At 33.4% G+C, this 26337-nt stretch carries 19 protein-coding genes, 2 tRNA genes, 1 pseudogene and 1 CRISPR repeat array; of the genes and pseudogenes, 11 read left to right on the forward strand and 11 right to left on the reverse strand.

All coding sequences use genetic code 11. The annotated features are described in order from the left end of the window. Nucleotides 1–6: 6 nt before the first annotated feature. Nucleotides 7–1551, reverse strand: coding sequence for a T9SS type A sorting domain-containing protein (locus tag REB14_RS20950; protein ID WP_309523200.1), 1545 nt, complete (start codon nucleotides 1549–1551; stop codon nucleotides 7–9). Between the two features lie 867 nt (nucleotides 1552–2418). Here REB14_RS20950 and REB14_RS20955 point away from each other — a divergent pair. Together REB14_RS20955 and REB14_RS20960 are read left to right on the forward strand one after the other, a co-directional pair. Continuing rightward, on the forward strand, nucleotides 2419–3099 hold the full coding sequence (locus REB14_RS20955) for a nucleotidyl transferase AbiEii/AbiGii toxin family protein (protein ID WP_309523201.1): 681 nt from the start codon (nucleotides 2419–2421) through the stop codon (nucleotides 3097–3099). Between the two features lie 37 nt (nucleotides 3100–3136). Then, nucleotides 3137–3454: a DUF6922 domain-containing protein gene (locus REB14_RS20960; RefSeq protein WP_309523202.1), complete on the forward strand. Its 318-nt coding sequence runs from the start codon at nucleotides 3137–3139 to the stop codon at nucleotides 3452–3454. 186 nt (nucleotides 3455–3640) lie between these two features. Beyond that, nucleotides 3641–7987: direct repeats of the CRISPR family, unit length 47 nt; unit sequence GTTGTGAATTGCTTTCAAAAATTATTATCTTCGTGATTAGTCACAGC. 57 nt (nucleotides 7988–8044) lie between these two features. Here REB14_RS20960 and cas2 read toward each other — a convergent pair. From cas2 to cas9, 3 genes are read right to left on the reverse strand one after another with little or no spacing between them, the layout of a single operon-like run. Continuing rightward, nucleotides 8045–8383, reverse strand: coding sequence for a CRISPR-associated endonuclease Cas2 (cas2, locus tag REB14_RS20965; RefSeq protein ID WP_007842732.1), 339 nt, complete (start codon nucleotides 8381–8383; stop codon nucleotides 8045–8047). Further along, on the reverse strand, nucleotides 8380–9273 hold the full coding sequence (gene cas1 / locus REB14_RS20970; RefSeq protein WP_309523203.1) for a type II CRISPR-associated endonuclease Cas1: 894 nt from the start codon (nucleotides 9271–9273) through the stop codon (nucleotides 8380–8382). The genes cas2 and cas1 overlap by 4 nt, the downstream gene beginning before the upstream one ends. A 12-nt stretch (nucleotides 9274–9285) precedes the next feature. Further along, the gene (cas9, locus tag REB14_RS20975; RefSeq protein WP_309523204.1) at nucleotides 9286–13467 is read right to left on the reverse strand and encodes a type II CRISPR RNA-guided endonuclease Cas9; all 4182 of its coding nucleotides are present in this window, start codon (nucleotides 13465–13467) and stop codon (nucleotides 9286–9288) included. Between the two features lie 594 nt (nucleotides 13468–14061). Between cas9 and REB14_RS20980 the strand changes: the two genes are divergently transcribed. Beyond that, the gene (locus REB14_RS20980; protein WP_309523205.1) at nucleotides 14062–14334 is read left to right on the forward strand and encodes a DNA-binding protein; all 273 of its coding nucleotides are present in this window, start codon (nucleotides 14062–14064) and stop codon (nucleotides 14332–14334) included. Then, nucleotides 14321–14623 carry a hypothetical protein gene (locus REB14_RS20985; protein WP_309523206.1) on the forward strand — a complete coding sequence of 101 codons (303 nt, stop codon included), beginning with the start codon at nucleotides 14321–14323 and terminating at the stop codon, nucleotides 14621–14623. The genes REB14_RS20980 and REB14_RS20985 overlap by 14 nt, the downstream gene beginning before the upstream one ends. Nucleotides 14624–14672: 49 nt before the next feature. Here REB14_RS20985 and REB14_RS20990 read toward each other — a convergent pair whose 3' ends face one another. Next, nucleotides 14673–16046, reverse strand: coding sequence for a site-specific integrase (locus REB14_RS20990; RefSeq protein ID WP_309523207.1), 1374 nt, complete (start codon nucleotides 16044–16046; stop codon nucleotides 14673–14675). A 293-nt stretch (nucleotides 16047–16339) separates the two neighbouring features. Continuing rightward, nucleotides 16340–16424: transfer RNA gene (locus REB14_RS20995), tRNA-Ser, on the reverse strand. Between the two features lie 232 nt (nucleotides 16425–16656). Between REB14_RS20995 and REB14_RS21000 the strand changes: the two genes are divergently transcribed. Together REB14_RS21000 and REB14_RS21005 are read left to right on the forward strand one after the other, a co-directional pair. Beyond that, the gene (locus REB14_RS21000; RefSeq protein ID WP_309523208.1) at nucleotides 16657–18348 is read left to right on the forward strand and encodes a C1 family peptidase; all 1692 of its coding nucleotides are present in this window, start codon (nucleotides 16657–16659) and stop codon (nucleotides 18346–18348) included. 2 nt (nucleotides 18349–18350) lie between these two features. Beyond that, nucleotides 18351–18950, forward strand: coding sequence for a hypothetical protein (locus REB14_RS21005; RefSeq protein ID WP_309523209.1), 600 nt, complete (start codon nucleotides 18351–18353; stop codon nucleotides 18948–18950). Nucleotides 18951–19190: 240 nt separating this feature from the next. Here REB14_RS21005 and REB14_RS21010 read toward each other — a convergent pair. Beyond that, nucleotides 19191–19278: transfer RNA gene (locus REB14_RS21010), tRNA-Ser, on the reverse strand. A 284-nt stretch (nucleotides 19279–19562) separates the two neighbouring features. Between REB14_RS21010 and REB14_RS21015 the strand changes: the two genes are divergently transcribed. Beyond that, nucleotides 19563–19937, forward strand: a complete 375-nt coding sequence (locus tag REB14_RS21015; RefSeq protein ID WP_309523210.1) for a helix-turn-helix domain-containing protein — start codon at nucleotides 19563–19565, stop codon at nucleotides 19935–19937. Between the two features lie 67 nt (nucleotides 19938–20004). Here the strand turns inward: REB14_RS21015 and REB14_RS21020 are convergent, their stop codons facing one another. Next, entirely contained in the window at nucleotides 20005–20217 is a 213-nt protein-coding gene (locus REB14_RS21020; protein ID WP_142014796.1) for a glyceraldehyde-3-phosphate dehydrogenase, read from the reverse strand. Between the two features lie 208 nt (nucleotides 20218–20425). On the opposite strand from REB14_RS21020, the gene REB14_RS21025 reads away from it, so the two are divergent. Continuing rightward, on the forward strand, nucleotides 20426–21277 hold the full coding sequence (locus REB14_RS21025; RefSeq protein ID WP_309523211.1) for a hypothetical protein: 852 nt from the start codon (nucleotides 20426–20428) through the stop codon (nucleotides 21275–21277). A 186-nt stretch (nucleotides 21278–21463) separates the two neighbouring features. Here REB14_RS21025 and REB14_RS21030 read toward each other — a convergent pair whose 3' ends face one another. The 3 genes from REB14_RS21030 to holA all read right to left on the reverse strand — a co-directional run bounded on the left by REB14_RS21030 (nucleotide 21464) and on the right by holA (nucleotide 24569). Then, entirely contained in the window at nucleotides 21464–21841 is a 378-nt protein-coding gene (locus tag REB14_RS21030; protein ID WP_306596096.1) for a VOC family protein, read from the reverse strand. Nucleotides 21842–22304: 463 nt separating this feature from the next. Further along, nucleotides 22305–23246 (reverse strand): thioredoxin-disulfide reductase, encoded by a 942-nt coding sequence (gene trxB, locus REB14_RS21035; RefSeq protein WP_105701657.1) that lies wholly within the window; start codon nucleotides 23244–23246, stop codon nucleotides 22305–22307. 285 nt (nucleotides 23247–23531) lie between these two features. Continuing rightward, nucleotides 23532–24569 carry a DNA polymerase III subunit delta gene (gene holA / locus REB14_RS21040; protein WP_114821601.1) on the reverse strand — a complete coding sequence of 346 codons (1038 nt, stop codon included), beginning with the start codon at nucleotides 24567–24569 and terminating at the stop codon, nucleotides 23532–23534. Nucleotides 24570–24576: 7 nt separating this feature from the next. Between holA and REB14_RS21045 the strand changes: the two genes are divergently transcribed. From REB14_RS21045 to REB14_RS21055, 3 genes and pseudogenes are all read left to right on the forward strand, one after another. After that, on the forward strand, nucleotides 24577–25008 hold the full coding sequence (locus REB14_RS21045) for a type I restriction enzyme HsdR N-terminal domain-containing protein (RefSeq protein WP_079241249.1): 432 nt from the start codon (nucleotides 24577–24579) through the stop codon (nucleotides 25006–25008). A 30-nt stretch (nucleotides 25009–25038) separates the two neighbouring features. After that, nucleotides 25039–25659: an HAD family hydrolase gene (locus tag REB14_RS21050; protein ID WP_309523212.1), complete on the forward strand. Its 621-nt coding sequence runs from the start codon at nucleotides 25039–25041 to the stop codon at nucleotides 25657–25659. A 193-nt stretch (nucleotides 25660–25852) separates the two neighbouring features. Continuing rightward, a pseudogene (locus REB14_RS21055) lies at nucleotides 25853–26104 on the forward strand (thrombospondin type 3 repeat-containing protein); the annotation flags it as partial. Nucleotides 26105–26337: the final 233 nt, after the last annotated feature.

A 26337-nucleotide genomic window follows, 5' to 3' on the forward strand; every position in this document is an offset into this window, starting at 1 on the left:
GTGTTTTTATTTCTTAATTAATTTGGCGTTAACCATTTTATTAGTATCAGTTTTAATCGTCACCAGGTAAGCTCCCTGAACTAAAGCTTGTGTATTGATCTTCGTAACTCTGTTCTTAGTTTTCAGATTCTGAAGCTGTCTCCCAGACATATCATACAACAGAATATCAGCCTGTTTGAAATCATTGAATCCTATTTCTACATAAGCATAATCTGATACAGGGTTCGGATAGATTTTGATATCGTATTTTTCAATCAGCTGATCAACCTGTTTGTCTCCCAATTTCACAATCTTCCAGTTCTCTTTGCCTAATTCTTCTGCACTGGTTCCTGCCAATACAATAGAACCATCTCTATTAAGTTTTAAATCTGAAAGTCTCTCTTCTTTTTTTCTGGATTCTCCTTTGACATATTTTCTCCACTGCTCATTGCCATTTTGATCTAAGTAGAGCATCCAAAAGGTTTCATCATCAGTTTCTATTCTTCCTTCTGCCTGAGTGTAACCTCCTAACAAAATTCCTTTTGAAGACTTATCATCTGCTGAATGAAGAACGCTCATACTCATCAGTATGTCCCTGTTTTTGAAGTTGTAGGATTTCTGCCACTGATCCTCTCCTCTTTCATTTAAAGAAATCAGCCAAAGGTCAGTTCCTTCTTCCAATCCAACCGTTTTATTCCCTGATCTTTCTGACCTGGATTCTCCACCAATGATAAAGCCAGTTGAAGTTAATGCCAGGGTTCTCAAATGGTCATCTCCTTTACCTCCAAAATTCTTTTCCCATTCTACCCTTCCGTTTTTGTCAAGCTTCACGATCCAGTTGTCTCCCTCACCAAAGTTTTCAGTTTTCTTTGTTCCTCCCAGCGAACTTCTGGAATAAATTCCAAGCAATGCTCCGCCATCTTTCGTTGGAATCATCTTCTCTACTTCATCTAAGCCTTTTCCCCCTAAGATTATTTGGGATAGCTCTTTTCCATCTTTATCCAGCCGGGTAATGAAGACATCTTTGGAACCATATCCTTTTGAGCCATTCTGTATATTTCCGGCAACCACGAATCCGAGGTCTGTTGTCTGTATAACTGCTCTTGCTTCTTCGTCCGAAGAACTTCCTAATGTTTTCTGCCATAATTCATCACCGAATTCATTGATCCGGATCAGCCAGATATCAGATCCTCCCTTAGAATCATCTTTCTTATCCAAACCTTTCCCTGAATACGAAGTACCTGCTAACAAACTTCCACCATCCTGTGTAGTAACAGTTGCTGACAAATAATCATGATTCCGCCCGGAAAAATATTTTTCCCACACTTCTTCTCCCTGCTGGTTTAGTTTTACCAAGTGAAAATCATAACCGTTGTTTTGCTTATTTGCTTGCTGAAGTTTGTCGCTCTGAATTGAGCTTCCCGTGATCACATACTGCTGATCGATGGTTGTAGTAACCTGGCTTAAAAAATTCTGGGTGGAGGATTTTATATCCTTCTGCCACACCACTTCCTGAGCAGATATGCCCAAGACCGTGCATAGAGTGAATGCACCGAAATAGATTTTTTTCATATATGTTCAAATTCTGCACGAATTTAATATTAGTTGGTATTATACAACATGGGGAAAACCCCATATTTTTTATAGTTTTTTCGTTAGCTTTAGTCATGAAATATTTACAGATCTATCGTAGATATGTCTTAAATTCTGATACAAAAGTATATTGTCATTACGACAGAACTTGTCGCTTTTTTATTACTATTAAATACTTTAATAATTCATGCGTAAAATATATCGCAAATCAAATCCACAGTAATAAATTAAAAGTTAGTTTAGTAATAAATACTTCTCTAAAAAGTAAATATTCTAAATAAATAATGATTGTATATTCAAAATCACTAATCTTCCAAAACAAAAAATCTATACTAAAAAATATCAAACAAAAAAAGTCTCACAGAGCGAAGCAGCAACTTTGTTAGGACGTCAGGACTTTCAAAGTTGCGAATGAGCTCCTAACTTTTCCGCATAGTTATAAGACGCACGCATATTATTAGACAATATATCCGTTTTTAAAACAGAATCTTAGGAACATTATTTTTTATAATGCAGGGGTTTTTGTTAATCTTTTAAAAGTATAAAACAAAGCCATCTACATATTATAGATTTTAAGGTATCCAACTAAAAGGCAGACTTCTTAAAATTACAAGAGCCAATTAGAAGCACAAACTATCCTAAAATTTAAATTAACTCTATCAATGTGCAGGTACATACTTACGTATCTACCAACAGAAATAAATTAGTGAGTCATATTATTAATACTTCCATCAATAAAGGGCTTATAATTTAGCTTTCATCGCTAATCGAAGCCAAATAGTTCCTTGTAAAGCCCTTGTAGAGACATACCTCATTTTCAGAATTAATTTTCTGAAAAATGAAAATATGCTATATAAAGAAACTGTCAGTAAGGAAATGTTGGAACTTCTGCAAAAACTGATGAAAGAGGAAAGACTAAAGGACTTTACCCTGGTAGGTGGTACTGCACTCAGTCTAATGCTTGGTCATCGTTTAAGTATTGATATTGATCTGTTTACAACTAAGCCGTTTAACGAGAAGTCCATCCTAAACTATCTTTCGAATAACTATCCTGTAGAAGTTAAAAATACATTTGAAAATACATTACTTTTGAAAATATCTGAAATCAAGGTCGATATTCTTGCCCATCAGTATCAATGGCAATTGCCTACAATAATAACAAAAGAAGCCATTAGGTTGGCATCCCTTGAGGATATAGGCGCCATGAAACTTCACGCTATATTTCAAGATGGAAGCAGAATAAAAGATTTCGTTGATATGCATTTTCTATTGGAACACAATTCTCTTAAGACTTATCTTGATTTTTATCAAAAAAAGTATGGAGGAAATCCCTCACTTGCTGCCTTAAGTTTACTACATTACGACAGTATTGATAGGAATGTACAAGTCAAGATGATAAAAGGTAAAAATATAACCTGGCAAAATATAGAGGAGAGATTAAAAAAATCAGTCCATAACCCATTACTTAAATTTACTGAAATCAAAGAGCAAAATAATAAACAAAAGAGACGTGGATTCAAGCGTTAAACTTTTATATATCACTATTATTCAGTAAATTTATGCTATGAAAACAGGAAATAAAAAAAGACCGTGCTTTGATATTGATCCTTCATTTTTTTGGGATTTTGATTTAGATGCGATGGATCTAGATAAAGCCTATAAGTCAATTATTGCCCGCATTGTTGAACGTGGTAATCAAAACGACATTGATAGAATTGTAGAATTTTATACTTACGAAAGAGTAGTCAAAGCAATTCGTGAAGAAATCCATTTCCTACCAAATTATGCAATTGATAAAGCTATAGAGTTTTTCCCCGAACTTAAAAAAGAGGAAATGCACTGCTATATTAATCGTAAGGATAAACCATATCATTGGATATAGCTAAAAAACTACTTATTTTAGCTATAAACTCAAAATCAGTTATATTTTTGAGAAAACAATTTCTTGTATTAAAAATTGAAAGGTGGTACATTGGAAATAACAATGACAATAGTAATGGATGAACAATTAATTACTATCTTTCCAACCACCTACAACAGCCTAAAATCTTTCACGAGACATTGCATAGATATGAATTTCTTCCCAAAGTTATTATCTTAGTAATTACTCACAGCTGGAATCAGGTTTGGAATGTTGTGAATTGCTTTCAAAAATTATTATCTTCGTGATTAGTCACAGCTCTGCCTGGCAACGCCTACACGCTCAGCCCGTTGTGAATTGCTTTCAAAAATTATTATCTTCGTGATTAGTCACAGCCCTAAAGTAAGTGATATGATTACCATGTTGGTTGTGAATTGCTTTCAAAAATTATTATCTTCGTGATTAGTCACAGCCCGATCAATATCAGCCCATAGAACTATCGGGTTGTGAATTGCTTTCAAAAATTATTATCTTCGTGATTAGTCACAGCCCGGGAATTTAAATCAAGAAGTTACAATAAGTTGTGAATTGCTTTCAAAAATTATTATCTTCGTGATTAGTCACAGCATTAGAAAAATAAATGATTTTATCACAGAAGTTGTGAATTGCTTTCAAAAATTATTATCTTCGTGATTAGTCACAGCCCATCTTTACGGGAAAGATCATCAATCCTAGTTGTGAATTGCTTTCAAAAATTATTATCTTCGTGATTAGTCACAGCAAGAGTTAAAATATACAAAGAAGCTGATGTGTTGTGAATTGCTTTCAAAAATTATTATCTTCGTGATTAGTCACAGCTTTATAGGAAAATTATCACACCTTTTTGTAGTTGTGAATTGCTTTCAAAAATTATTATCTTCGTGATTAGTCACAGCTTTATAGGAAAATTATCACACCTTTTTGTAGTTGTGAATTGCTTTCAAAAATTATTATCTTCGTGATTAGTCACAGCCAGACAGTTTAACGTATTTCAGAATGCAGAGTTGTGAATTGCTTTCAAAAATTATTATCTTCGTGATTAGTCACAGCAACAACCAAGCCAATACTAAAGTGAATTCTGTTGTGAATTGCTTTCAAAAATTATTATCTTCGTGATTAGTCACAGCTATGGTAGAACTACTGAGACTTATCCGCGTGTTGTGAATTGCTTTCAAAAATTATTATCTTCGTGATTAGTCACAGCCAACAGGCAAGGCTTCAAACTGAACAAGCTGTTGTGAATTGCTTTCAAAAATTATTATCTTCGTGATTAGTCACAGCCGGTTCTAAGAACATCAAGTCTATTTGCATGTTGTGAATTGCTTTCAAAAATTATTATCTTCGTGATTAGTCACAGCAATCCTTCTGGGTTGTTTAGTGAGTATTCCGTTGTGAATTGCTTTCAAAAATTATTATCTTCGTGATTAGTCACAGCATGACAACGTGCGTGAAGCTCACGCCATTCGTTGTGAATTGCTTTCAAAAATTATTATCTTCGTGATTAGTCACAGCGCAGGCAAAAAATTTAAAATAATCATAGATGTTGTGAATTGCTTTCAAAAATTATTATCTTCGTGATTAGTCACAGCTATAGCTTAAATAGAATATTCCACCAAATAGTTGTGAATTGCTTTCAAAAATTATTATCTTCGTGATTAGTCACAGCAAACAACCCTATTTATATTGGAAAAAAAGTGTTGTGAATTGCTTTCAAAAATTATTATCTTCGTGATTAGTCACAGCGCTGTAGCGTCAAGCATACCTAATGCTTTTGTTGTGAATTGCTTTCAAAAATTATTATCTTCGTGATTAGTCACAGCGCGAATTATATTGTAAAAAACGGCGAAAGGGTTGTGAATTGCTTTCAAAAATTATTATCTTCGTGATTAGTCACAGCAAAAGAACGTGAATATCAGTTTGATATGTAGTTGTGAATTGCTTTCAAAAATTATTATCTTCGTGATTAGTCACAGCTTAGATACATTTTTGCAGGTAATGTTCCTAGTTGTGAATTGCTTTCAAAAATTATTATCTTCGTGATTAGTCACAGCAGCTCTTACATATGGATTAACTCCACACACGTTGTGAATTGCTTTCAAAAATTATTATCTTCGTGATTAGTCACAGCAGGTCAAAAACAGTAACCAAAACTTAAAGTGTTGTGAATTGCTTTCAAAAATTATTATCTTCGTGATTAGTCACAGCACAACTATCAATTTTGACTCCAATGATACTGTTGTGAATTGCTTTCAAAAATTATTATCTTCGTGATTAGTCACAGCCATCATTTAATTTATAATTACTTTCCGCATGTTGTGAATTGCTTTCAAAAATTATTATCTTCGTGATTAGTCACAGCAATCAATGTCTTTTTGTAAATATTCAGATGGTTGTGAATTGCTTTCAAAAATTATTATCTTCGTGATTAGTCACAGCAATCAATGTCTTTTTGTAAATATTCAGATGGTTGTGAATTGCTTTCAAAAATTATTATCTTCGTGATTAGTCACAGCTAATAACAGCTTGCTTAAAAAAGACAGGCTGTTGTGAATTGCTTTCAAAAATTATTATCTTCGTGATTAGTCACAGCGGATATGGAGCAAAGGTGGATTACTTCAATGTTGTGAATTGCTTTCAAAAATTATTATCTTCGTGATTAGTCACAGCTTTGAATTCAACAGAACTATTGTGCCAAGGGTTGTGAATTGCTTTCAAAAATTATTATCTTCGTGATTAGTCACAGCCTACACTCATAACACTTACCACATGGGTAAGTTGTGAATTGCTTTCAAAAATTATTATCTTCGTGATTAGTCACAGCACCGTTTGTAAATGGCACTACGTAGAACCGGTTGTGAATTGCTTTCAAAAATTATTATCTTCGTGATTAGTCACAGCCTAACCAAATTTTATTATACGCCAAAAAAGGTTGTGAATTGCTTTCAAAAATTATTATCTTCGTGATTAGTCACAGCACCTGCAAAACAAGAGGGTGGCGAAACTGGGTTGTGAATTGCTTTCAAAAATTATTATCTTCGTGATTAGTCACAGCACCGAACATGCGTAAAGTCTGTTCTAACATGTTGTGAATTGCTTTCAAAAATTATTATCTTCGTGATTAGTCACAGCCAATAAAGATCTGCATGGCTCCATAAAATCGTTGTGAATTGCTTTCAAAAATTATTATCTTCGTGATTAGTCACAGCTTTCTAATTTCCATAAATCCATTTTTTATTGTTGTGAATTGCTTTCAAAAATTATTATCTTCGTGATTAGTCACAGCTTAGATGGCACAGGGGGGAATGTTATTATAGTTGTGAATTGCTTTCAAAAATTATTATCTTCGTGATTAGTCACAGCCAAACGGAGCTATTCCAATAGCGGTTCAGTGTTGTGAATTGCTTTCAAAAATTATTATCTTCGTGATTAGTCACAGCAAAACAATGTCAATAACCGCGGTTGTTCCTGTTGTGAATTGCTTTCAAAAATTATTATCTTCGTGATTAGTCACAGCAAGATATTTTTGGAATTGCATATTGGTATAGTTGTGAATTGCTTTCAAAAATTATTATCTTCGTGATTAGTCACAGCATGTATTTATTTTTATTAAAAAACTCAATAGTTGTGAATTGCTTTCAAAAATTATTATCTTCGTGATTAGTCACAGCTTTTACGTGAGAGATATTATCGATCAAGTCGTTGTGAATTGCTTTCAAAAATTATTATCTTCGTGATTAGTCACAGCATTCAAATCAGGAATGTGTTTGGTCCGATAGTTGTGAATTGCTTTCAAAAATTATTATCTTCGTGATTAGTCACAGCATGGTGAGTTTATCAAAGTAACCAGCTACAGTTGTGAATTGCTTTCAAAAATTATTATCTTCGTGATTAGTCACAGCATATTGATGATATAGCAGAAGTGAAATGTCGTTGTGAATTGCTTTCAAAAATTATTATCTTCGTGATTAGTCACAGCTCAGCCACTTACCATTACCTTATGATCCATGTTGTGAATTGCTTTCAAAAATTATTATCTTCGTGATTAGTCACAGCAAAAAGAATTCATTCAATAACGTAAGGATAGTTGTGAATTGCTTTCAAAAATTATTATCTTCGTGATTAGTCACAGCACTACTTTTTTAGTTCTGCATCCTAAACTAGTTGTGAATTGCTTTCAAAAATTATTATCTTCGTGATTAGTCACAGCATTCTGATGAAAACACAGCCAATGTTTTTGGTTGTGAATTGCTTTCAAAAATTATTATCTTCGTGATTAGTCACAGCTGATCAAGAATTTATTCTTAGGAAAATACTGTTGTGAATTGCTTTCAAAAATTATTATCTTCGTGATTAGTCACAGCTTCGCATTCAGGGCCGTCCATATCCTATTGGTTGTGAATTGCTTTCAAAAATTATTATCTTCGTGATTAGTCACAGCAAGTATCAATAAGTGATTTTGTATTGTCTTGTTGTGAATTGCTTTCAAAAATTATTATCTTCGTGATTAGTCACAGCCTCAAAAAATAATCTACTGAAAACCAGTAGATTATTTTTATGTTTAGAATTTAAAATTTAGAATAATTCAAGCTGCTGAAAGGTTGGAGGTGGCTCTTCTTTATTCCTGGCAAAGAAGATTTCAATATCTCCAAATTGTTTGTCTGTGATACACATAATGGCAACTTTTCCGGCTTTTGGAAGCATAAATTTAACTCTTTTAATATGAACCTCAGCATTTTCCCGGCTCGGACAATGGCGTACATACATTGAGAACTGAAACAAGGTGAAACCATCATCAATGAGTGCCTTCCGAAAGCGGTTAGCATCTTTCATATTCGCTTTGGTCTCAGTCGGGAGATCATATAATACTAAAACCCACATAATCCGGTATGCATTAAACCTTTCGGCGTTCATAACAGTTCAGGATAAGAAATTAATCTTTTTTCTCCTGTATAGCATTTGTAAAGCGACGACACCGTCATTTTTACAGCAACCAGCAATGGTCTGGTTTTATCATCAATACGCACATCTTTGGTTGCAATCTGCAGAATATGAGCTTTAAATTCTTTCGTCAGTTCTTCTGCATCAGGATGAATTTCCAGCCACTGCATTACTAGTAAATCAATAAACGGACGATAAGGTTCCATCAGATCATCGGCAAGACAGTAAGGATTATATTTATTTTTATGAAAAATTCCCAATACGGGCAATAATCCTGTTTCAACAATAGCCCTAGCGACAATACTTCTGAGAACCGCATACCCGAAATTAAAGAACTGATTGGGTGATTCTCCGAAACGCTGTCTCAAAAAATCAAGGCTGATCAGATATTTCCAATAATGCTGAGCTGCAATACCTTCCATATTGGTTAAATCCCCAGACTTTACATTTCTTTGGTATTCAACCATTGGTTCATAATAGTTTTCCAATTTCATCAGAACATTTTTCTGATTTTCAATTTTACATTCCACGGTTTGCTTCCAAAGCTGTTTTTTCAATGGTTCACTTGCTTCCAACTGATCTTTTACCCTGTCGGAATGTTCAGTATGACCATACAACGGTAACATAATTCCATGCGGCAAATGATGTGCATCACAGCTTACCACCACAACATTATTCCCCATCATTTTTTGGATCAGATTATGAGAAATAGTAATTTGAAAATGGTCCAACATCAAAAGCCCTAAATCTTCCACAGGAACACTCCCCTTTTCCGTTTTGGTTTCTGGACAGAGAATTTTCATCTGCTCATCTTTTAATTTGAGATAAGCGGGATTGCCGATGTAAATGGTGCGGGTGATCATACTATAAAAGTTTTAATATTCTCCTACCTGAACTATTTTTCCCACGTGATTTAAACGAATCTTCAAAACACCTTTTAATCCACTTAGGCCTTCTCTTCTCCATGTAATACCTTTCAATGCTGAATTATCTTCAACTGTAGTTTCTAAGTGATGCCTGAAGAAATAATCTCTGATTGTAAATTTCTGAACTCTAAATAAATTTTTAGAGATTAAATTAAGATTCCTTTCATCAAATAAATCATTTTCTTTCGGGTCAAAATCTTCTGATGGAAATAAAAACATTTCATTCTGTTTCATTGTAAACAAGAATTTCCAACCTAACCCAGAATTATATTCTTTGTCAATAACTGGTAAATTTTGATTTACTCTTTCTACAGCTTCATAAAAACTCATAACTTTTTCCTGTAGATTGCCATTTTTATCTTCATAAATTGCAACATGATGATTATTTCCTGTACTCACGAAATCAACGGCTATCATTTGACCATTTTCATCTAAAATATTTTTTCCTAAATGATCTTTTTTGTAATGTAAAGCTTCGGCATTATTAATCCCTGTAATAGTAACCGCCTTTATTGAAATTCCTTTTGATTTATTAAGCCATATTGGATTCTTTTCCAAATCAGAAAAGGCTTCTTTAGGGTTGCCGTTAAATTGTTTTAATCTTTCACTTAGAATATTACGAACGCCTCTATCAATAACTTTTTCAATATTTTTAAAATCTTTAAAAATATCAGGATTAACAGCTTTTCTAATCGTATAACCAGTTTCATACCATGCTAAAGTTACAGTTTCAGGTAATTGCTCCGTTTTTTCGACATTAAGAAATATTGGATTTTTAGAAATAATATTTTTTCCGGTGAATGCTTTCTTAGAATCACTACCAAACTCCTGCAATCTTTTTAGCAGAGCATTTCTATATTTTTCATTTTTAACTTTCTGAATAGTTTCAGCGTCAAATTTTCCTGATACTTTTTCTTCTTTTGTTGTAAGAAATTTTGAACTTCCGTAAATCGTTTCTTTATGAAGCTGTCCTCTTGGAGTAAGTTCAGTTTTTGCAATTACGCTTCCTTTTTTCTTAATTTTATTGATGTTTTTGGTAACTACTTTATTTTTAGTTTTATGAGAAATCAATATTTCATCTAAATGTTTTATAGCTTCAGCTCTAAAATTTTTGAAAGGCTTTTTAAATCTTCTTTCCTTTGAGCCATTTTTCTTTTCAATTATTTCTGTGATATTGTTTTCAATATTTGTAATTATTTTATGCTCTTTATGTGCTTCATTTTTTCTTGCATTTAGGTAATTTAAATACTGAATATGATTATGAGTAGTAAAAGCAACCGTTAAAGCATCCATTGCATGGTGACGATGGTCGTTTCTTTTTGTCCAGTCTATAATTCTTTGCTTCTCTTCCCCTTTTGAATTGATCACCGTTTCTGTAAGTCCTAATTTTCTGTATTTTTCCAAATTAAGTTCTTTCATGGTGTTGACAAGATTCCAATCCTCACGAAGTTTATCCGTTATCCTTCCAGAAGTGGGAACTACAGAATTGGTTATTCCAAAAAGTATTTCCTTCGATTTTCTTGCAATATACTGTGTGTTTCGCAAATCTCTTTCAATAAAGCCATCCCCTATTTCAGAGCTTTTTTTCTGTAGCTTTTCATATTTTGCTTTAGTAATCGCTCCTTTATCATACAAATCTTTTACAATATTTAGAAACTTCTCTAATTTTTCCTTTCCTTCAATCTCAAGATAATCGAAAGCAGTAAAATTCCCTTTTTTAAGATTAGCACTTCTTGGGACTAAAACTTTATTGGAGAAACTATCATCAAAGAAACGGGATTGCGGAATGATGTGATCGATGTCATATTTCTCTGTAAATAATTTCTCTCTTTCAATTTTTATATCTGTGTATAAATCTTTAAAGCCATTATTCGCCAATTCTAAGTATAATTTATATCGGATGATATCATTTCTTGAAGGACTTTTTATACCAAATTCTTTTTGCAAAACCTCCACATATTTCTGATGTTGTATGGTAGCTTTATTAATTTCGGAAGTCATGGTAGCGCGTTCTTCCGCATTAAGTTTGAGCTCTCGCGCCAATTCAATTCTTATTTCATCAGGTTTTCCGTATTCCTTAGAAACTTCATTCACAAGATTAATCATTTGATTCAAAATCTTTTCAACTACAGGATTCCGTAAAGAGTTTTTAGGAAGAATATCCAATTTTTCTTTCAAAATCCGGTTCTCCAGTTGCTCTCTGGTTAAAGAATTTTTTGAATGATTATAACCTGCATAATTACTGGCTATGCTGTATTTATGTTCTTTAATGTAGGGATAAATCTTTCGCATCGCCTTAGAACTAAGACTTCCATAATCCTGGGAAAAACCAATCTCAGCTAATTGTTTGGAATGTTCTTTTTTGAATCCAAATTTCTTTTCCAGCAACTCATACAATTTTTCATTTCCAGAAGGTGAATCATCGCCTTCATAGGAATACAGCAAATGCCATAGTTGATAAGAAGCCTGTTTTTCAAAATCATTTCCTTCCAATTCCGGGTTAAAATCCAGAATAGAAGTATTAACTCCCATTTCTGACAGCTTCTCTCTAACAAATAATTTTATGATCTCTGCAGAAGCATTTATTTTAGAAACTTTAATTTCATCATCAATGGTTAATTTATATTCTTTTGGAAATTCTACTCCTTCATCTGCTATCATTCTAAGAAAAGCATTGTATAGGTTTTCATTGGTATAATTTCCTTCAATCTCTTTGAAATTAGTTTTCCATTCTTTACCTGGATAACCAGCAAGATCTAAAACTTCTTTTGCAGAAAGTTTTCCTTTTATATTTACTTCATCAAAAATGGATTGTTTAAAATCTAAATCTATTGGGAATACTTCCTTTGTTTCTATATTTTGAAATTGTAAATTATTTAGAACCTGCCAGATTTTAAACTCCTGAAACAAAGGTGATGATTTCGGCGCCACTTTTAATCCAACTGTTTTCTTTTTTGTTTTTCCGTTTTCTGTAATTTCAATTTCCCTATTTTCAAACTCGCAGATACTGATTAAACCTTTCTGTGATTTGAGCTTCCTTTGATAGAAAATAACAATATCCCGAATTTCTTCCTTTAATTCCTTCGTTAGCTCTTTATAATACTTCGATTGAGTTCCCCATATCTTCTCAAATTCGTCCAGATAATCCTGTCTGTAGAAAACCTGGTTTTTAAGCTTGGAATGAGGGTTCACTTTCAACTGCTGAAATAAATATTCCCCAACCGTTTGATTATGAAAATACAGCTCCTTACTCCGATCGCTGATTGCTCCCAAATAACCACTTGAATTATTCAGGTTGCTATTGATCTCCTGAAATACAACAGCCAGGCTTTCAAAATCCAATTGCTTTTTTACTGCTTCACTTCTCCAAAAATATTTTTCTACTTTTTTCTCCTGCATTGTTCCGATTTGCTTGATTCCAACGAGAGAAAATGGTTCTTTCAAAATTGCCCAAGTTGCATTTTTATTTTTGCCGTGTAATTCTTTATAAAGGTCATCGGTTAAGATTTCTGAATAATATTGTTTTTGAAAATTCCATACTTTATCAAATTCCGCCTGTAAATCTGAACGGTAAAAATCAGGCAGTTGCTTTTTGCCCTGCTGTAAAAGTTGATATGAATATTCTCCGGGTATTAGATTCTCTTCATACAATTTTTTAGCAACAGCCATTCCGTCCACAATCTGTCCATCCTCTTCATTTTTAGCTTTACGACTGCTTTTATATCCTCTTTTCTTATTGATAAGAAGCAGAACTCTGGCCAATTCTGAAAGCTCTATTTTTTCTTTTGCTGCCTTTGCTCTTAGCTCCTGAGTCTGAAATGTTGAATTTTTGCCAACTTCGGCAAGTAAGTCAGATTCTTTAAGAATATTATTTTTCTTTAAAACATCAATAAGATTGACTCTTCTTAACTTAAACCTTTGAAGATTTCTTCTCGCACTTCTGGCTAAAGTTCTTCCTGCATTAGTTGTAATCGGTTTTCCTTTTTCAAAATTCAACTGTTCATCAACAGTTAATGGATTTACTCGAACCCCTAATTTGATAATTTTATTGTTTTCAGAATTTTTAGAATCCTCCTTAACGTAAGCCCAGCCAATTGATGAAACTCCCAAGTCTAATCCAAGTATTTTCATATTTATTATTTTTTTCAGTTTTACTCTACAAATATAAATATTTTAATTACCTTTACACAGAAATAAGATTTTTCTTGACGAAGAATTATTTTTGGATTCCAAACCCAATTTATCAATATCCCAAGTATTGATACCTATTTCAGCATAACTCTTTATAATTAAATAATTGTTTTATTTAATTATTTGTAGAGTTTTGTGAATTGCTTCACAAAATTTCAAGGATTCCAAATTGGAGTCCTTGTCTTGCTTATAAATTTAAAGTTAACTTTTACAAAATAATTACGGTTTTCCGTAGTCGAGAATATAATTTTTCTTATATATTTGTAATATAATTTTGAAAAGCAATTCACAATAAGGATTATTCCGTTGTGAAAACATTTAGAGCCTCGACTATCTTCGGGGCATTTTTTGTATAAACAATATAAATGTTATTTAATAGAATCCTCTAACAATTAATCTATGTTGTAGATTATCTTTTAATGTTTAAAAGCTATTAGCTAAGAAATACAAAGAAAAATCACGCCCATAACTTCCTCTTTTAGGATATCTGTAAGTCTAAAGTTTAAATTTTGAATTAAATCAAAATTTATAAATATGGATACAATAACAAAAAATGATTTAGTAGCATTGAGAAACCTTATAGTTTCGGATATTGAGAACCTAATAAAAGCTAAGATGGCTAATTCAAAAGAGCATGAAGAATTTGGCTGGATGCGAAGTAAGGTAATTCGCAGAAAACTGAATATTTCTGCTTCGACATTGCAAAATCTCAGGATCACAGGCAAAATTCGATTCAAGAAATTATTAGGCTCCTATTATTACAATTGGGAAGACCTTCAACATCTATTTGACTATGAAGAGGAGTAATATGCAGCACTGGTTTGATTTCCTTGATGAAATCCAAAATGATCCAAAACTGAATGTTTGGCATATTGCTTTGTTGATTGCAATTGCTCGCCTTGCCTACAAACAAAATGAAAAATGGGTTATCAGGGTGAGCAGGAGAAAGCTTATGGCGTTTTCGCACATCACTACAATAACCAGTTATCATAAATATTTTAAGCAGCTTCAGCAGTTTGGATACATTAGGTATATTCCATCTTATCATCCAGATTATCGCAGCACGGTAGAAGTTCTGTCTAAACAGAAAAGCTGATTCAAAACAATTCCCTCAATACTTCAAGATTTTGAGGGAATTGTTTTTATTAAATAATTGCCTTTGCTCTGTTAAGCATATTTTCAAAAGCATTACATCTGTCAGTAAGGGAAATCTCTGAATGAACGTTCTGAGCGTTTTTTAAATTATGAAATTCTTTTTCAAGCTGCTCAAGAAATTTCACCAGATCACTATTGAAATTACCCGTACCTCTTAGCTTTACTTCAAGTTCTTTCATTTCACGTGCAATTGATTCCTGCTCGGTGATTGCATAATCCTCGGTCTGTTTCACTGAATGATGGCCCAGCATTTCTTTAACAACGTGTATCGATACACCGTTGTTTAAAGTAACTGTACTGGCAAAGGTACGTCGTGCTTTATGAGTATTAAGTGTTAAATTCATATTACATAAAACCGCTATCTCCTTTAGATACTCATTCATTTTCTGATTAGATCGACCAGGCAGTACAGTACTTCTTTTTAAGCATAATGGATTATCCCTATATTTAGCTATAATTTCCAACGCTTTAGGTAGGAGCGGTATATCTGTGTCAGATTTTGATTTTTGCCTACTGGACATGATCCAAGCGCTTCCATCATCAGCTTCTTTAATGTCTACCCATTTTAGCTGGAAAGCATCGATGTAGGACAATCCTGTGTAACACTGAAAAACAAAAATATCCCGTACTACTGACAGCCGTTCTGAGCTAAATTCTTTTTCTTCAATTCGTCTGAGTTCAGCTTTTGTCAAAGGTTTCTTTCTAATCTTAGTCTTCTTTCCGATAAAAAGCTTAAACGGATCCTTAGGAATGATCTCTTTGGCAATAGCTCTCAGTACTATTTTCTTAAAATTGCTGATATACTTCAGTGAAGTATTATTCGAACATTTCCTTACTGTTTTTAGGTATAAATCATAATCCTTTACAAACTCATAGTTCAGAACTCTGAACTCTATGTCATCTTTATTATATTGATACTTTATAAATTCCTGGACATGAGACCTTGCAGTGATATAACGGTCATGTGTTCCTTTGGTATATTCTCCGGTCTCCACCAATTTGCCCATCTCATCATTATGTTCCTGAAATTCTTCAAGTACCTTATTGCGAGGCTTATATTTTCCGTTTACAAAATTTATAAGATCAATAGAGGTAATGGGAATACCATTATTCATGAGCTCGGTTCTGTAGCTGTTCATCTTAGTCATTAAAGATTCAAGGAAAAGATTGATAGTCTTTGCGTCTTCTTTCGTCCCCACAGCTTTGCCTTCTTTCTGATCCCATCGGTTGGGATACCATTTTCTTTTCGTAGAGGTTTCTTTAGGAATGCCATCTACTGTTATCCGTACATAAATATGGCGGATCTTTTCATTTTTTGAGCTCTTTAAAAAGAAAGTGAGCCCATAGCTTTGTTCTACTAACATAATTCAACATTTTTAAGGTTATAAATGTCAAACTAAAAGTTCCTCGAATCAAGATGTTTAGATTTACAACACGTTCATTACAAATTAATTAAACGCATTTTTACAGCTTTTTGAATCTTCTTTTGTGGCAATTTTTAAGCAATTTAAAAACTGCCACACAATTGCCACAAACTTTTGGAGTATTTTTGAAAATTACAGCAATTGCCATAAATAAAAAAATCCTGCAAATCATTGATTTTGCAGGATATATCTATTTTTTGATGCCTTTTGAAAACTTTCGTTTTCGCCTCTTGCGGAGAGTGAGGGATTCGAACCCCCGGACCTGTTACAGTCAACAGTTTTCAAGACTGCCGCAATCGACCACTCTGCCAACTCTCCTTAAGCAAAACAAATGGCAGATTAGGTTTTAAAGTAAAAAATCAGCTAAATACATCACTATTTAAAACAATATAGTACCCATAACTACTTACATTACTCTCAAACTCAATAATTGGATAAAAAAGTTTTTTAATGTGTCAAGTTTTGTCGCTTTGCAGATATAAATTTGTTTCAGGAATTATTTACAAAACAAAAAATCAATAAATTAGCAACTTTAATAAAAATAATTTTGATGAAAAAACTTAATCTTTTAATGCTTTTGGCATTAACTCTCCTTATGTTCGGCTGTAGGACTGAACTTTCAAGTGAAGAAACCAGTCTTACTCAATCAGATTTCAGGAAAACTATTAAATTAAAAGAAGCTTTAGCTTTCAAAAATTATCTTATTGAGATAAAAAACAACCCTTCCAATTCTTACAGCAAAAACGAAGATTTTTTCTCTTCATTATCAGATGATGCAACTGTAACAGTAATTACACAAAATAATGTTACTTCATACAGCACTGTAGTAAGACATTTAGACAGATCATCAGATGTTTTGGTATATAGTGTTGATAATGAAAATAAAAGTATAGGATTTATAGCAAAATATAAACCTGCTGATTTAACAAAAAACTATCAGATTGATAATTTCACGGGTACAGTTGAATATACTACCATAGATGGCAGACCTATGGGAACTAAAGAACTCTCGAATGGTACACCACTTCCCGACAAAGGAACAGGAACGAAAACAACTGCAAATAAGGTGAATTGCTCATTAAGTATTAGGCTTATTGAGGTAGAATGTAATGGAGAGCATCACACACCATCTCAGTATGCACAATGTACTGCAAATGAAAAACCATATTATATTGTAGAAATTACAGAGGTTTGTCCAAGCGGAGGACAGCCTCCAAAAGGTTTTCCCAACATGGGAATGTATGATGGTGGCGGTGACACTGGTGGCAGCACTACATCTAATGAAATGTCAATCCAAGATAGTTTCAATTATATGTTGAGTGAAAGTGGCTTTGCAGAGCTTTCAGTAGATGAGTACACTTATATCCAAAACAATCAATACATAGGTGGGCAATTACTTTCTTATTTCTACAATAATTTAAGTCAAAACAAAAATTTACAATTGTTACATTGGTCTATTGATTATTTAAAAATTTTAACAAATCCAAATATTAGTCAAAATACTACTTGGAATCAATTTGAGACAACATTAAACTTCGCTCAACAATTTTTTGTAAATAATCCAAATTCCTCATGGGAAAATTTTTTGTATAATAAACATTCAAACGAACCAAACTCAAGTATTGATGTAGAGAATAATGTGTCAGGAAATTATGATGAGAATACTTATGCTAATTTTGACTTTGAAAACCAACAAACTCAATGGCCAACAATAAACAATGTCATTCCTGTTACAGATTTTATAGGATGGAATGCTCCTGGTATAAGAAGAAATTGTATGGATTATGCAAAGGCACAAATTGCTAAAAAAGGTTATAAAATCTCAAACTATTATGACGTTGATTCACAAGGTAACAAACAGACTTTTCAAATATATACAGAGCAAGATGGAGTTAATTTAAATGACCTATACAAAGGTGTTAGTTACCTAAAATATGCCCTATCAAAAGGAATACCTGTTATTGTAGGAATAGATGATGCAGCAGGACATCCCGGAAATTTAGATAAATCTACTGACCATTTTGTTGTAATTGTTGGTATGGGAACGGATTCAAATGGAAATTTTTTTAGATTTTATGACAATGCTTCAGGTATTGACCCTATAAATCAGGGAGCAAATTCTGAAAATAAATTATATTATAAATATCCTCAAAGAATATTTACCGGAAAAACCAATTGTACTGCATATAGAGCAGGTACTGAACACGATTATATAGTAACTATGATTAGAAAAAGTAAATAACCATGAATAATAAAATTAAAGTTCTTTTTTCACCTCTTTTTTTGTTGTTTATTACAATTGTAAAATCACAATCAAATGATACAATTTTTATAAAAAAAGATTCATATCAAAGTATTTACATCATAAATAATAAAAACTCTGAATTATATAATTCATTAGTTAATTATACAGATTTCAATGTTAATAGAAATAAACAAAAAATTAAAAGCTTAAAACTAAATTCTAAATGGTTACCCCTATACAAGTATGAGGGCAAATATTATCTATATACGCCATGTGATGAGATAAATAATATTACATATGTTATTGATGATTCAAATATTCAAATAAAATCATCAGAAGTAACAGACTTTTTAATAAGCTCAATAAAAAGAAAAAAGGAAAATATCATTATTAAATACAGAGAACCAAATTTTAAATCTGAAACTATTTTAACAATAAAACCCATTAGTAAGAAAAATGGGATTTATAAATTTATTACACGTAAAAAAAACTTTAAATATGAATTTATGATGCTTGAAGCAAATCAATATAAAAATTATGATATTATTGTGAATAATTGTATTAACAATAAGGTTAGTGAATTTAAGTTTGATAAATAATCTTAGATTAACTGAATTAGTCACAATTTAATCTGGGAAGTATAAAAAATGATTGGTTCTACCACAGACGTGTAAAGCCAATCATTCTTGTTTTAAGCCACTTTCAGTGACCTATTTTGATATATTCACCATAGGTCACTTTTAATATGGCCTTTTTTGATTTTTTTGATACTAACGTAAAACAAAAAACGCTGTAAACATTAATGTTTACAGCGTTTTAGCTTATTTTGGTTTCTAACCTGGCGGAGAGTGAGGGATTCGAACCCCCGGACCTGTTACAGTCAACAGTTTTCAAGACTGCCGCAATCGACCACTCTGCCAACTCTCCCTAAACTCCGGCTATACCGTTGTTTTCAGTGGTGCAAATATAGAACGATTTTTAATTTCTGCAAAACTTTTGCCACACAAATTTTAACAAAACTTAATAATAGACTAGAAATCAAGGGAATTATTTTTCACTCTTTCGCTATAGTTTCAATATAAAAATCTAAAACACCCATGTTTTGAGGGAATCCCATTGTAGAAAGGTATTTGTATGACAAAACTTACGGCTCTATTTACAAACACACATATTTTTCACTACATTTGTAAAAACACAGGTATCCTATGACAATGGAAAAACTAAGAACTTTAAGAAAACAGAAAGGCTATACGCAACAGCAGATTGCGGATCTTCTTGCCACCGACGTCTCCAACTACAGCAGAAAAGAAAGTGGAGATGTCAGAATATTTGATGACGAATGGGAAAAACTGGCCAAAGCACTAGATGTTTCTGTAGAAGATATCAGAGAGGAGAAAACAGCAACTGTTATACAGAATCTTACATTCAACGATAGTAGCTCTAATACCAGCAATCAATCTGGCAACTATAATCAGTATTGCAATATTCCAGAATATTTATTAGAAAACCAACAGGAATACATTACTTTTCTCAAAGAGCAGATTAAGGCTTTAAAAGAAGAAAATGAAAGACTAAAAAAAGGATAATCACTTTATATAAAATAAAAACGGCTTCTATTGGAAGCCGTTTTTATTTTATACCTGTAAAAAGCTCCTATTCACGGTCAACAATGGCAATGAAGCTGTTTTTTAAAAGATCAGACGGATATACAAACTGATCTCCATCTTCTCCCTTTACTACAATAGCGCCCTGTTCATCGTTAAGGCATTTGTCCAATTGGGTTTTCATGTCATTAAGTGCTCCATTGGGAACTTCGATGATATAAGTTCCGGTAACGTGGGTAACCTTTATGATTTTTGTTTCCATTTTATTTTTGATTTGAGGCTAAATTTAGGAATTTTACTTTAGGTATAAGGTGGTTTCAGGAAGAGATACGAATGGATATGTATAAAAGAGTACAGAAATACACTCTTCAGGAGTTACAATACGAGAAGTTTCTTAGCTAAAAGGACAGTCATCAGAATCAGAATAGAGTATATTTGCAGAAATTAAAAACTAATAACACTATATTCAGATGCTTATTCAATCTATTATTAAAAAATCGGTTATTACCGCTTCATTAGCCATCACCTCTATGGCTTTTGCCCAAAAAATGTCTATGTCTGTGCTTCCTTCCGGTCATCTGGTGGTAGGCGCTGAAATAGATGGCAAAAAGGGAAATTTTATTTTTGACACAGGAGGAGGAATCAATCTTTTCCTGGGAAACTTTTCCAAAGGTCTGGAACCCAAAGAAACGTATAACTATTTAACCGCTTTTCGGGCAACCGGTGAGAAAATGACGATTCCTCTTTTCAAATCAAAAGAGATTATTTTTAATGGTAAAAAATTTAAAGATACCTGGTACTCCACGCATGATATGGAGATGAAAGGAATTGACGGTTTAATTTCCCTTCCAATGCTTTATGATACAGAGTTTATCATAGACTATACCACCAACGAGCTTATCTTTCCAAAAGAAAAACTGAATGGCAAGAAAGTAATGGATATCCAGCTTTCTACCAATGCAGACCAGTCGATGGATATTACAACCTATGTGCTTCTGAACAATAAATATAAGATTAACGTTCTTCTGGATTCCGGTTCCGGCAAAGATTCTTTCTGGCTGAACGAATACCTGATGAAAACAATGGATATCAAAAAAGAAGGTCTGAATGTAGTAGAGAAAAAAAGCGAATTTAACCCTGACATAACGACCAAATTTTACAAAAGTGATATTGGCTCTATTTCCACTCCTTTTGCCACAGTAGAAAAACCTGCTGTATTTTTTGTAGAAGGCCTTATTTATGAGGGAAAAACAAGTATCAACTGGCTGGGGAAAAAACTGGGATTCAATCTTAAGGAGAAGAAAATCTATATTCTGGATTAGACAGAATAATATCATAAAAAAAAACGGTTTTCTAAAGAAAACCGTTTTTTTTATGATTTGCTGAGAAAACCACCCCGTCAAAAATTCTTTGAATTTTCGCCACCCCTCCGAGGGAGGGGAATAATTACGTCTTCAGTTGTTATATAGGTGGTAAAGTTTTCAGAAATTCTCCGGAAAACAAACTGGCTACTCCCCTGCCGGCTCGAACAATTCGATTTTATTTCCTTCCGGATCAAGGATATGGACAAACTTTCCATATTCATAGGCGGCGATCTCATCCAGAACTGTTACCCCTTCTTTCTTTAATTCCTCTACCAGCGCTTCGATATTCTCTACATGATAATTGATCATAAATTCTTTGGCAGAAGGTTCAAAATACTGGGTAGATTCTTTAAAAGGACTCCAAAGCGTATATCCTTTCTTATCAGACTCTTCATCTTTCCAGTCGAATTTGGCGCCATAAGGGCTCGTTGGTAATCCCAGATGGGTTTTATACCATTCATTGACTTGTTCCGGGTCTTTACACTTGAAGAAGATACCTCCAATCGCGGTTACTCTTTTCATTTTTTATTCGTTTTTTTAAGTTTATATTAATGGAATGCAATTCGGGCTTGTTTGCAATTTCACAAATATATTAATGTTTTCATTAGATATTTCATGAATTTTCTACTAAATATCGGATATGGAGAAATATTTTTGTTGGAAAACGCAAAGACGCAAATGATCTTAAAAAGACTGTGTTTATAAGGCGCAAAGATTTTATCTCCGATAAAATTGATGATCGCGTATATTTTAAGCCTCCCGTTGAAAATCTTCTGAAACATTTTATAATATTAAACTTAAATAAATAAGATATTAAGATAAAACACTACGCCTTCTAAAACATCTTAGATGTTTCCTTAACTTTCCTTCACAGCTTCAAGTTCCTTAATGGTTCAAAATAATTTGAAAATACCTGCTCCTTTGTGTTTTCAATAAAAAAAGCGCACCCATCGGGTACGCTTTGTATTGTATAAACTGAATAGGACTAGTGTAATTCAGCTAAATATTTTTCTGCATCCATAGCAGCCATACATCCGCTTCCTGCAGCTGTAATAGCTTGTCTGTAGATATGATCCTGAACGTCCCCGGCAGCAAATACCCCTGGAAGATTCGTTCTTGAAGAACCTTTTTCAGTTACGATATATCCGTTCTCATCAAGATCTACCTGACCCACGAAGATATCTGTATTCGGTTTGTGACCAATCGCGATAAAGATTCCTTCAACATCCACTGTAGATTTCTCCTGAGTTTGGTTATTGATGATTACAGCTCTTTCTACAAGGCTGTTTTCTCCTTCAATCCCGATTAATTCATGATGGAATTTCACTTCGATATTCGGAGTACTTTCCACTCTGTGAACCATTGCTTTTGAAGCTCTGAAAACATCTTTTCTCACCAACAGCGTTACTTTCTTACATAGTTTTGCAAGGTAAGTCGCTTCTTCAGCGGCTGTATCTCCTGCTCCTACTACTACAACGTCTTTTCCTCTGTAGAAGAATCCGTCACACGTAGCACAAGCAGAAACACCACCTCCTGCATATTTTTTCTCATCATCAAGACCTAAATATTTTGCTGTAGCTCCTGTAGAGATGATTACTGTCTTAGCAAGGATTTCTTTGTTTCCTGCATATAATTTGTGAACACCGCCTACTTCCTTAGAGAATTCAGCTTTAGTGATCATTTCGTAATGAACTTTGGTTTCAAATCTTTCTGCCTGTTTTTGCAGATCCATCATCATTTCAGGACCTGTAATCCCGGCTGGATACCCTGGGAAGTTGTCAACTTCTGTAGTGGTTGTTAATTGTCCGCCCGGCTCCAAACCTGTGTATAATTCAGGTTTTAAGTCTGCTCTTGCTGCATAGATAGCAGCGGTGAAGCCAGAAGGCCCAGATCCAACGATCACACAATCTAAAATGTTTTGCTCCATAATTTACTTTGTTCGAAAAGATTTAATTTGAATTAAGACCGCTAATTTCGGAATTTTTAATTTCTTTTTAAAGTTATTTTAATGATACTTGTCAATATCTGATATGTTGAATTTCGATGGCAGCTGTTGTGGGGAAATTTCAAGTTTCGGGATTCGAGATTCGGGTTATTGTGTTACAGGGTTTAGGTTGGTAAGAAAATTTAAAACTTTTTTCTTTTTACCCTCCTATCTCAAACTTCGAATCACGTATCTCATTATCTCGGAACACGTATCTCACAATTCGCCTCACACTTTCATCTTAATCTTATCTACATTGATAATCTTGTACACCAGTTCTCTGATCAACTCTGCTTCCCCCATATTTACCGCTCCAAGTCCTTTACCTTTCATATCGAATTCACGTAAAATAGAAATGACTCTTGTGGCATGTTTCAGAGGATAAAGTCTGGCACTTTCCGCATAATCTTTGATAAAATAAGGGTTAACTCCCATTTGTGAAGCAATGGTCTGAGGAGACTGCCCCGCCATAGTCTGGTAAATAATAACGTTTGAAAAATAATTGTAAAGGCTTGCCAGCATCATGACAAAAGGATTATTCTTCGGGTTTTTACCCATAAAATGAGCAATCTTAAAAGCTGCATTGGCATTTTTCGTTCCCAAAGCCTTCTGAAGCTCAAAAATATTATATTCTTTACTGATTCCAATATGATTTTCAACGATGGTTCCGTCAAGGATTTCTCCTTCTTTAAGGATCATCTTCAGTTTATTTAGTTCGTTGGAAATTCTTGAAAGGTCATTTCCAAGATATTCTGCCAGAAGATGAGAAATATTAGGAGCTGTATTGATTTTCAGCTTTGCGCATTCATCTGAAATCCATTTCGGCAAGTTGCTTTCCTTTACAGATTCACTCAGGAAAAGTGCTTTGGCTTTATCTAAGGCTTTGGCTGCTTTTTTTCTGCTATCCAGTTTCTTATGCTTATGAGCAAAGACCAAAACAGTAGAAGGAACAGGGTTGTCTACGTAAGATTCCAGAATTCTGTTTTCCTCTTCATTGAATCGTAAATCCTGAGCTTCTTTCACAATAATCACCTGCTTATCTCCCATCATCGGAAACTGTCTTGCCAGGGAAAGAACTTCCTGATAAGAGGTATCTTTTCCGTAAGTAACCGTTTGGTTGAAGGCTTTTTCATCTTCTTCCAAAAAGTTATGTTCAAGGGCTTTTACAGCAACATCAATGAAGTAAGCTTCTTCTCCATGGAAAAAATAAATAGGTAAAACTTCTTTATTTTTAATATTTTTGAGGATTAAATCTAATTCTTTCATCTTATTAATGGAACTTCCAAAACTGAATTTTCAGGAAACTTTTGATTTTAAATTCAAGAAAGACAAAGATAAGTTTTTTATTTATGATTTGGTTCGCAAAACTTATCTTCTGCTCACTCCTGAGGAATGGGTCAGACAACACTGGATACATTATTATCTTACTGTAAAATCTTACTCTACATCTGCTCTGATTACCGAAAAAAAGATTATTCTGAATGGCCTTACCAAAAGAATTGACCTTCTGGTTACTGAAAAAACAGAACCCGTAATTCTGATTGAATGTAAAGCTCCGCAGATCAAACTAACAGAAAAAACATTTGAGCAGACTGCCAGATACAATTCTATTATCGGAGCCAGAGAAATTATTCTGACTAACGGACTTCAGCATATCAATGCTTATTATGAAGACGGACAGTATCAGTTTTACAGACCTGAATAAAAATAACAACAATTCACAACCATATTAATTATGAAAATAAAAAACATCATATTCGATTTCGGAGGCGTACTCATGGACTGGAATCCGAGATATTATTTTAAAGATTATTTTAATGATAACGAAAAAATGGAATATTTTCTTGAAAATATTACCCATGATGAATGGAATATTGAACAGGACCGAGGAAGAAGTCTTGCCGAAGGAACAGAAATCCAGGTGAAAAAATTCCCGGAATGGGAAAAAGAAATCCGCGCTTTCTATGACAACTGGACGGTAATGCTGAAAAGCGATATTCCACAAAATGTAGAAGTACTGAGAAAACTGAAAAACACGGATTATCAACTGTTCGGGCTTACCAACTGGTCTGAAGAAACCTTTCCTTACGCATTGGAAAATTATGATTTCTTCCAGATCTTCGACGGAAAAATTGTGGTTTCCGGAACAGAAAAACTAATCAAACCTGATCCTAAAATATGGCATGTTCTGTTAAACAGATACAATATCAAGGCTGAGGAATCAGTTTTCATTGATGATAATACAAAGAATATTGAAATGGCACAGTCACTGGGATTCATTACTGTTCAGGTTACATGTGACACCAATCTGGAGCAGGAATTAATCAAGCTGGGCATTTTCAGTTCAGATCAATAAAAATTTTATAATATTTACCGTCCTCACTATTAAATTGTATTTAACTAATTTAGGTGAGGATTTTTTTATAACTATGAGAAAGATTTTATTGCTGTTGATCTTCGTGGGAATTTACTCTCACGCACAAAGTATTGAAAACAAAGAAACATTAAGAAAATGCCGTAAAGAATTCAATAAAAAACATTGCCTTTCTGACGAAGATAAAGACAATATTCCATTGTATCTTGATAAATGCCCTATAGAAGCAGGCCCAATAGAAAATAACGGTTGTCCATGGCAGGATACTGATAAGGATGGCATAATAGATAAGGATGATAACTGCCCTACCGTTGAAGGCCCTATAGAAAACAACGGTTGCCCATGGGAGGATACAGATGGTGATGGTATTTTGGATAAAGATGATGCATGTCCTACAGTTCCGGGGCCGGCTCATGCTAATGGATGTCATGTAATAGTTTGTTCTTTTGGGAACGATGATGTCAATATCCGAATGGAGAAGATCAAGATGAATGTTAAAAATATTGAAGGTATTTACAACATGATCAACAAGAGAGTTTTAGATGATCTTGTACAAACAATATCTAAAAAAGATCTTGCTGGCCGAAAAGCTTTTTTCCATATTCAATACATAGACAAAAAGTCTTACATTGATATTGATACGCCTGATGAGGGTATTTC

Source organism: Chryseobacterium metallicongregator, from assembly GCF_031324065.1.
GTDB classification, from domain to species: domain Bacteria; phylum Bacteroidota; class Bacteroidia; order Flavobacteriales; family Weeksellaceae; genus Chryseobacterium; species Chryseobacterium metallicongregator.

What these genes read in the sequence shown, in the direction of transcription:
- REB14_RS20950 (WP_309523200.1), bottom strand. Translation starts at nt 1,551, where the DNA reads ATGAAAAAAATCTATTTCGGTGCATTCACTCTATGCACGGTCTTGGGC.
- REB14_RS20955 (WP_309523201.1), top strand. Translation starts at nt 2,419, where the DNA reads ATGCTATATAAAGAAACTGTCAGTAAGGAAATGTTGGAACTTCTGCAA.
- REB14_RS20960 (WP_309523202.1), top strand. Translation starts at nt 3,137, where the DNA reads ATGAAAACAGGAAATAAAAAAAGACCGTGCTTTGATATTGATCCTTCA.
- cas2 (WP_007842732.1), bottom strand. Translation starts at nt 8,383, where the DNA reads ATGAACGCCGAAAGGTTTAATGCATACCGGATTATGTGGGTTTTAGTA.
- cas1 (WP_309523203.1), bottom strand. Translation starts at nt 9,273, where the DNA reads ATGATCACCCGCACCATTTACATCGGCAATCCCGCTTATCTCAAATTA.
- cas9 (WP_309523204.1), bottom strand. Translation starts at nt 13,467, where the DNA reads ATGAAAATACTTGGATTAGACTTGGGAGTTTCATCAATTGGCTGGGCT.
- REB14_RS20980 (WP_309523205.1), top strand. Translation starts at nt 14,062, where the DNA reads ATGGATACAATAACAAAAAATGATTTAGTAGCATTGAGAAACCTTATA.
- REB14_RS20985 (WP_309523206.1), top strand. Translation starts at nt 14,321, where the DNA reads ATGAAGAGGAGTAATATGCAGCACTGGTTTGATTTCCTTGATGAAATC.
- REB14_RS20990 (WP_309523207.1), bottom strand. Translation starts at nt 16,046, where the DNA reads ATGTTAGTAGAACAAAGCTATGGGCTCACTTTCTTTTTAAAGAGCTCA.
- REB14_RS21000 (WP_309523208.1), top strand. Translation starts at nt 16,657, where the DNA reads ATGAAAAAACTTAATCTTTTAATGCTTTTGGCATTAACTCTCCTTATG.
- REB14_RS21005 (WP_309523209.1), top strand. Translation starts at nt 18,351, where the DNA reads ATGAATAATAAAATTAAAGTTCTTTTTTCACCTCTTTTTTTGTTGTTT.
- REB14_RS21015 (WP_309523210.1), top strand. Translation starts at nt 19,563, where the DNA reads ATGGAAAAACTAAGAACTTTAAGAAAACAGAAAGGCTATACGCAACAG.
- REB14_RS21020 (WP_142014796.1), bottom strand. Translation starts at nt 20,217, where the DNA reads ATGGAAACAAAAATCATAAAGGTTACCCACGTTACCGGAACTTATATC.
- REB14_RS21025 (WP_309523211.1), top strand. Translation starts at nt 20,426, where the DNA reads ATGCTTATTCAATCTATTATTAAAAAATCGGTTATTACCGCTTCATTA.
- REB14_RS21030 (WP_306596096.1), bottom strand. Translation starts at nt 21,841, where the DNA reads ATGAAAAGAGTAACCGCGATTGGAGGTATCTTCTTCAAGTGTAAAGAC.
- trxB (WP_105701657.1), bottom strand. Translation starts at nt 23,246, where the DNA reads ATGGAGCAAAACATTTTAGATTGTGTGATCGTTGGATCTGGGCCTTCT.
- holA (WP_114821601.1), bottom strand. Translation starts at nt 24,569, where the DNA reads ATGAAAGAATTAGATTTAATCCTCAAAAATATTAAAAATAAAGAAGTT.
- REB14_RS21045 (WP_079241249.1), top strand. Translation starts at nt 24,577, where the DNA reads ATGGAACTTCCAAAACTGAATTTTCAGGAAACTTTTGATTTTAAATTC.
- REB14_RS21050 (WP_309523212.1), top strand. Translation starts at nt 25,039, where the DNA reads ATGAAAATAAAAAACATCATATTCGATTTCGGAGGCGTACTCATGGAC.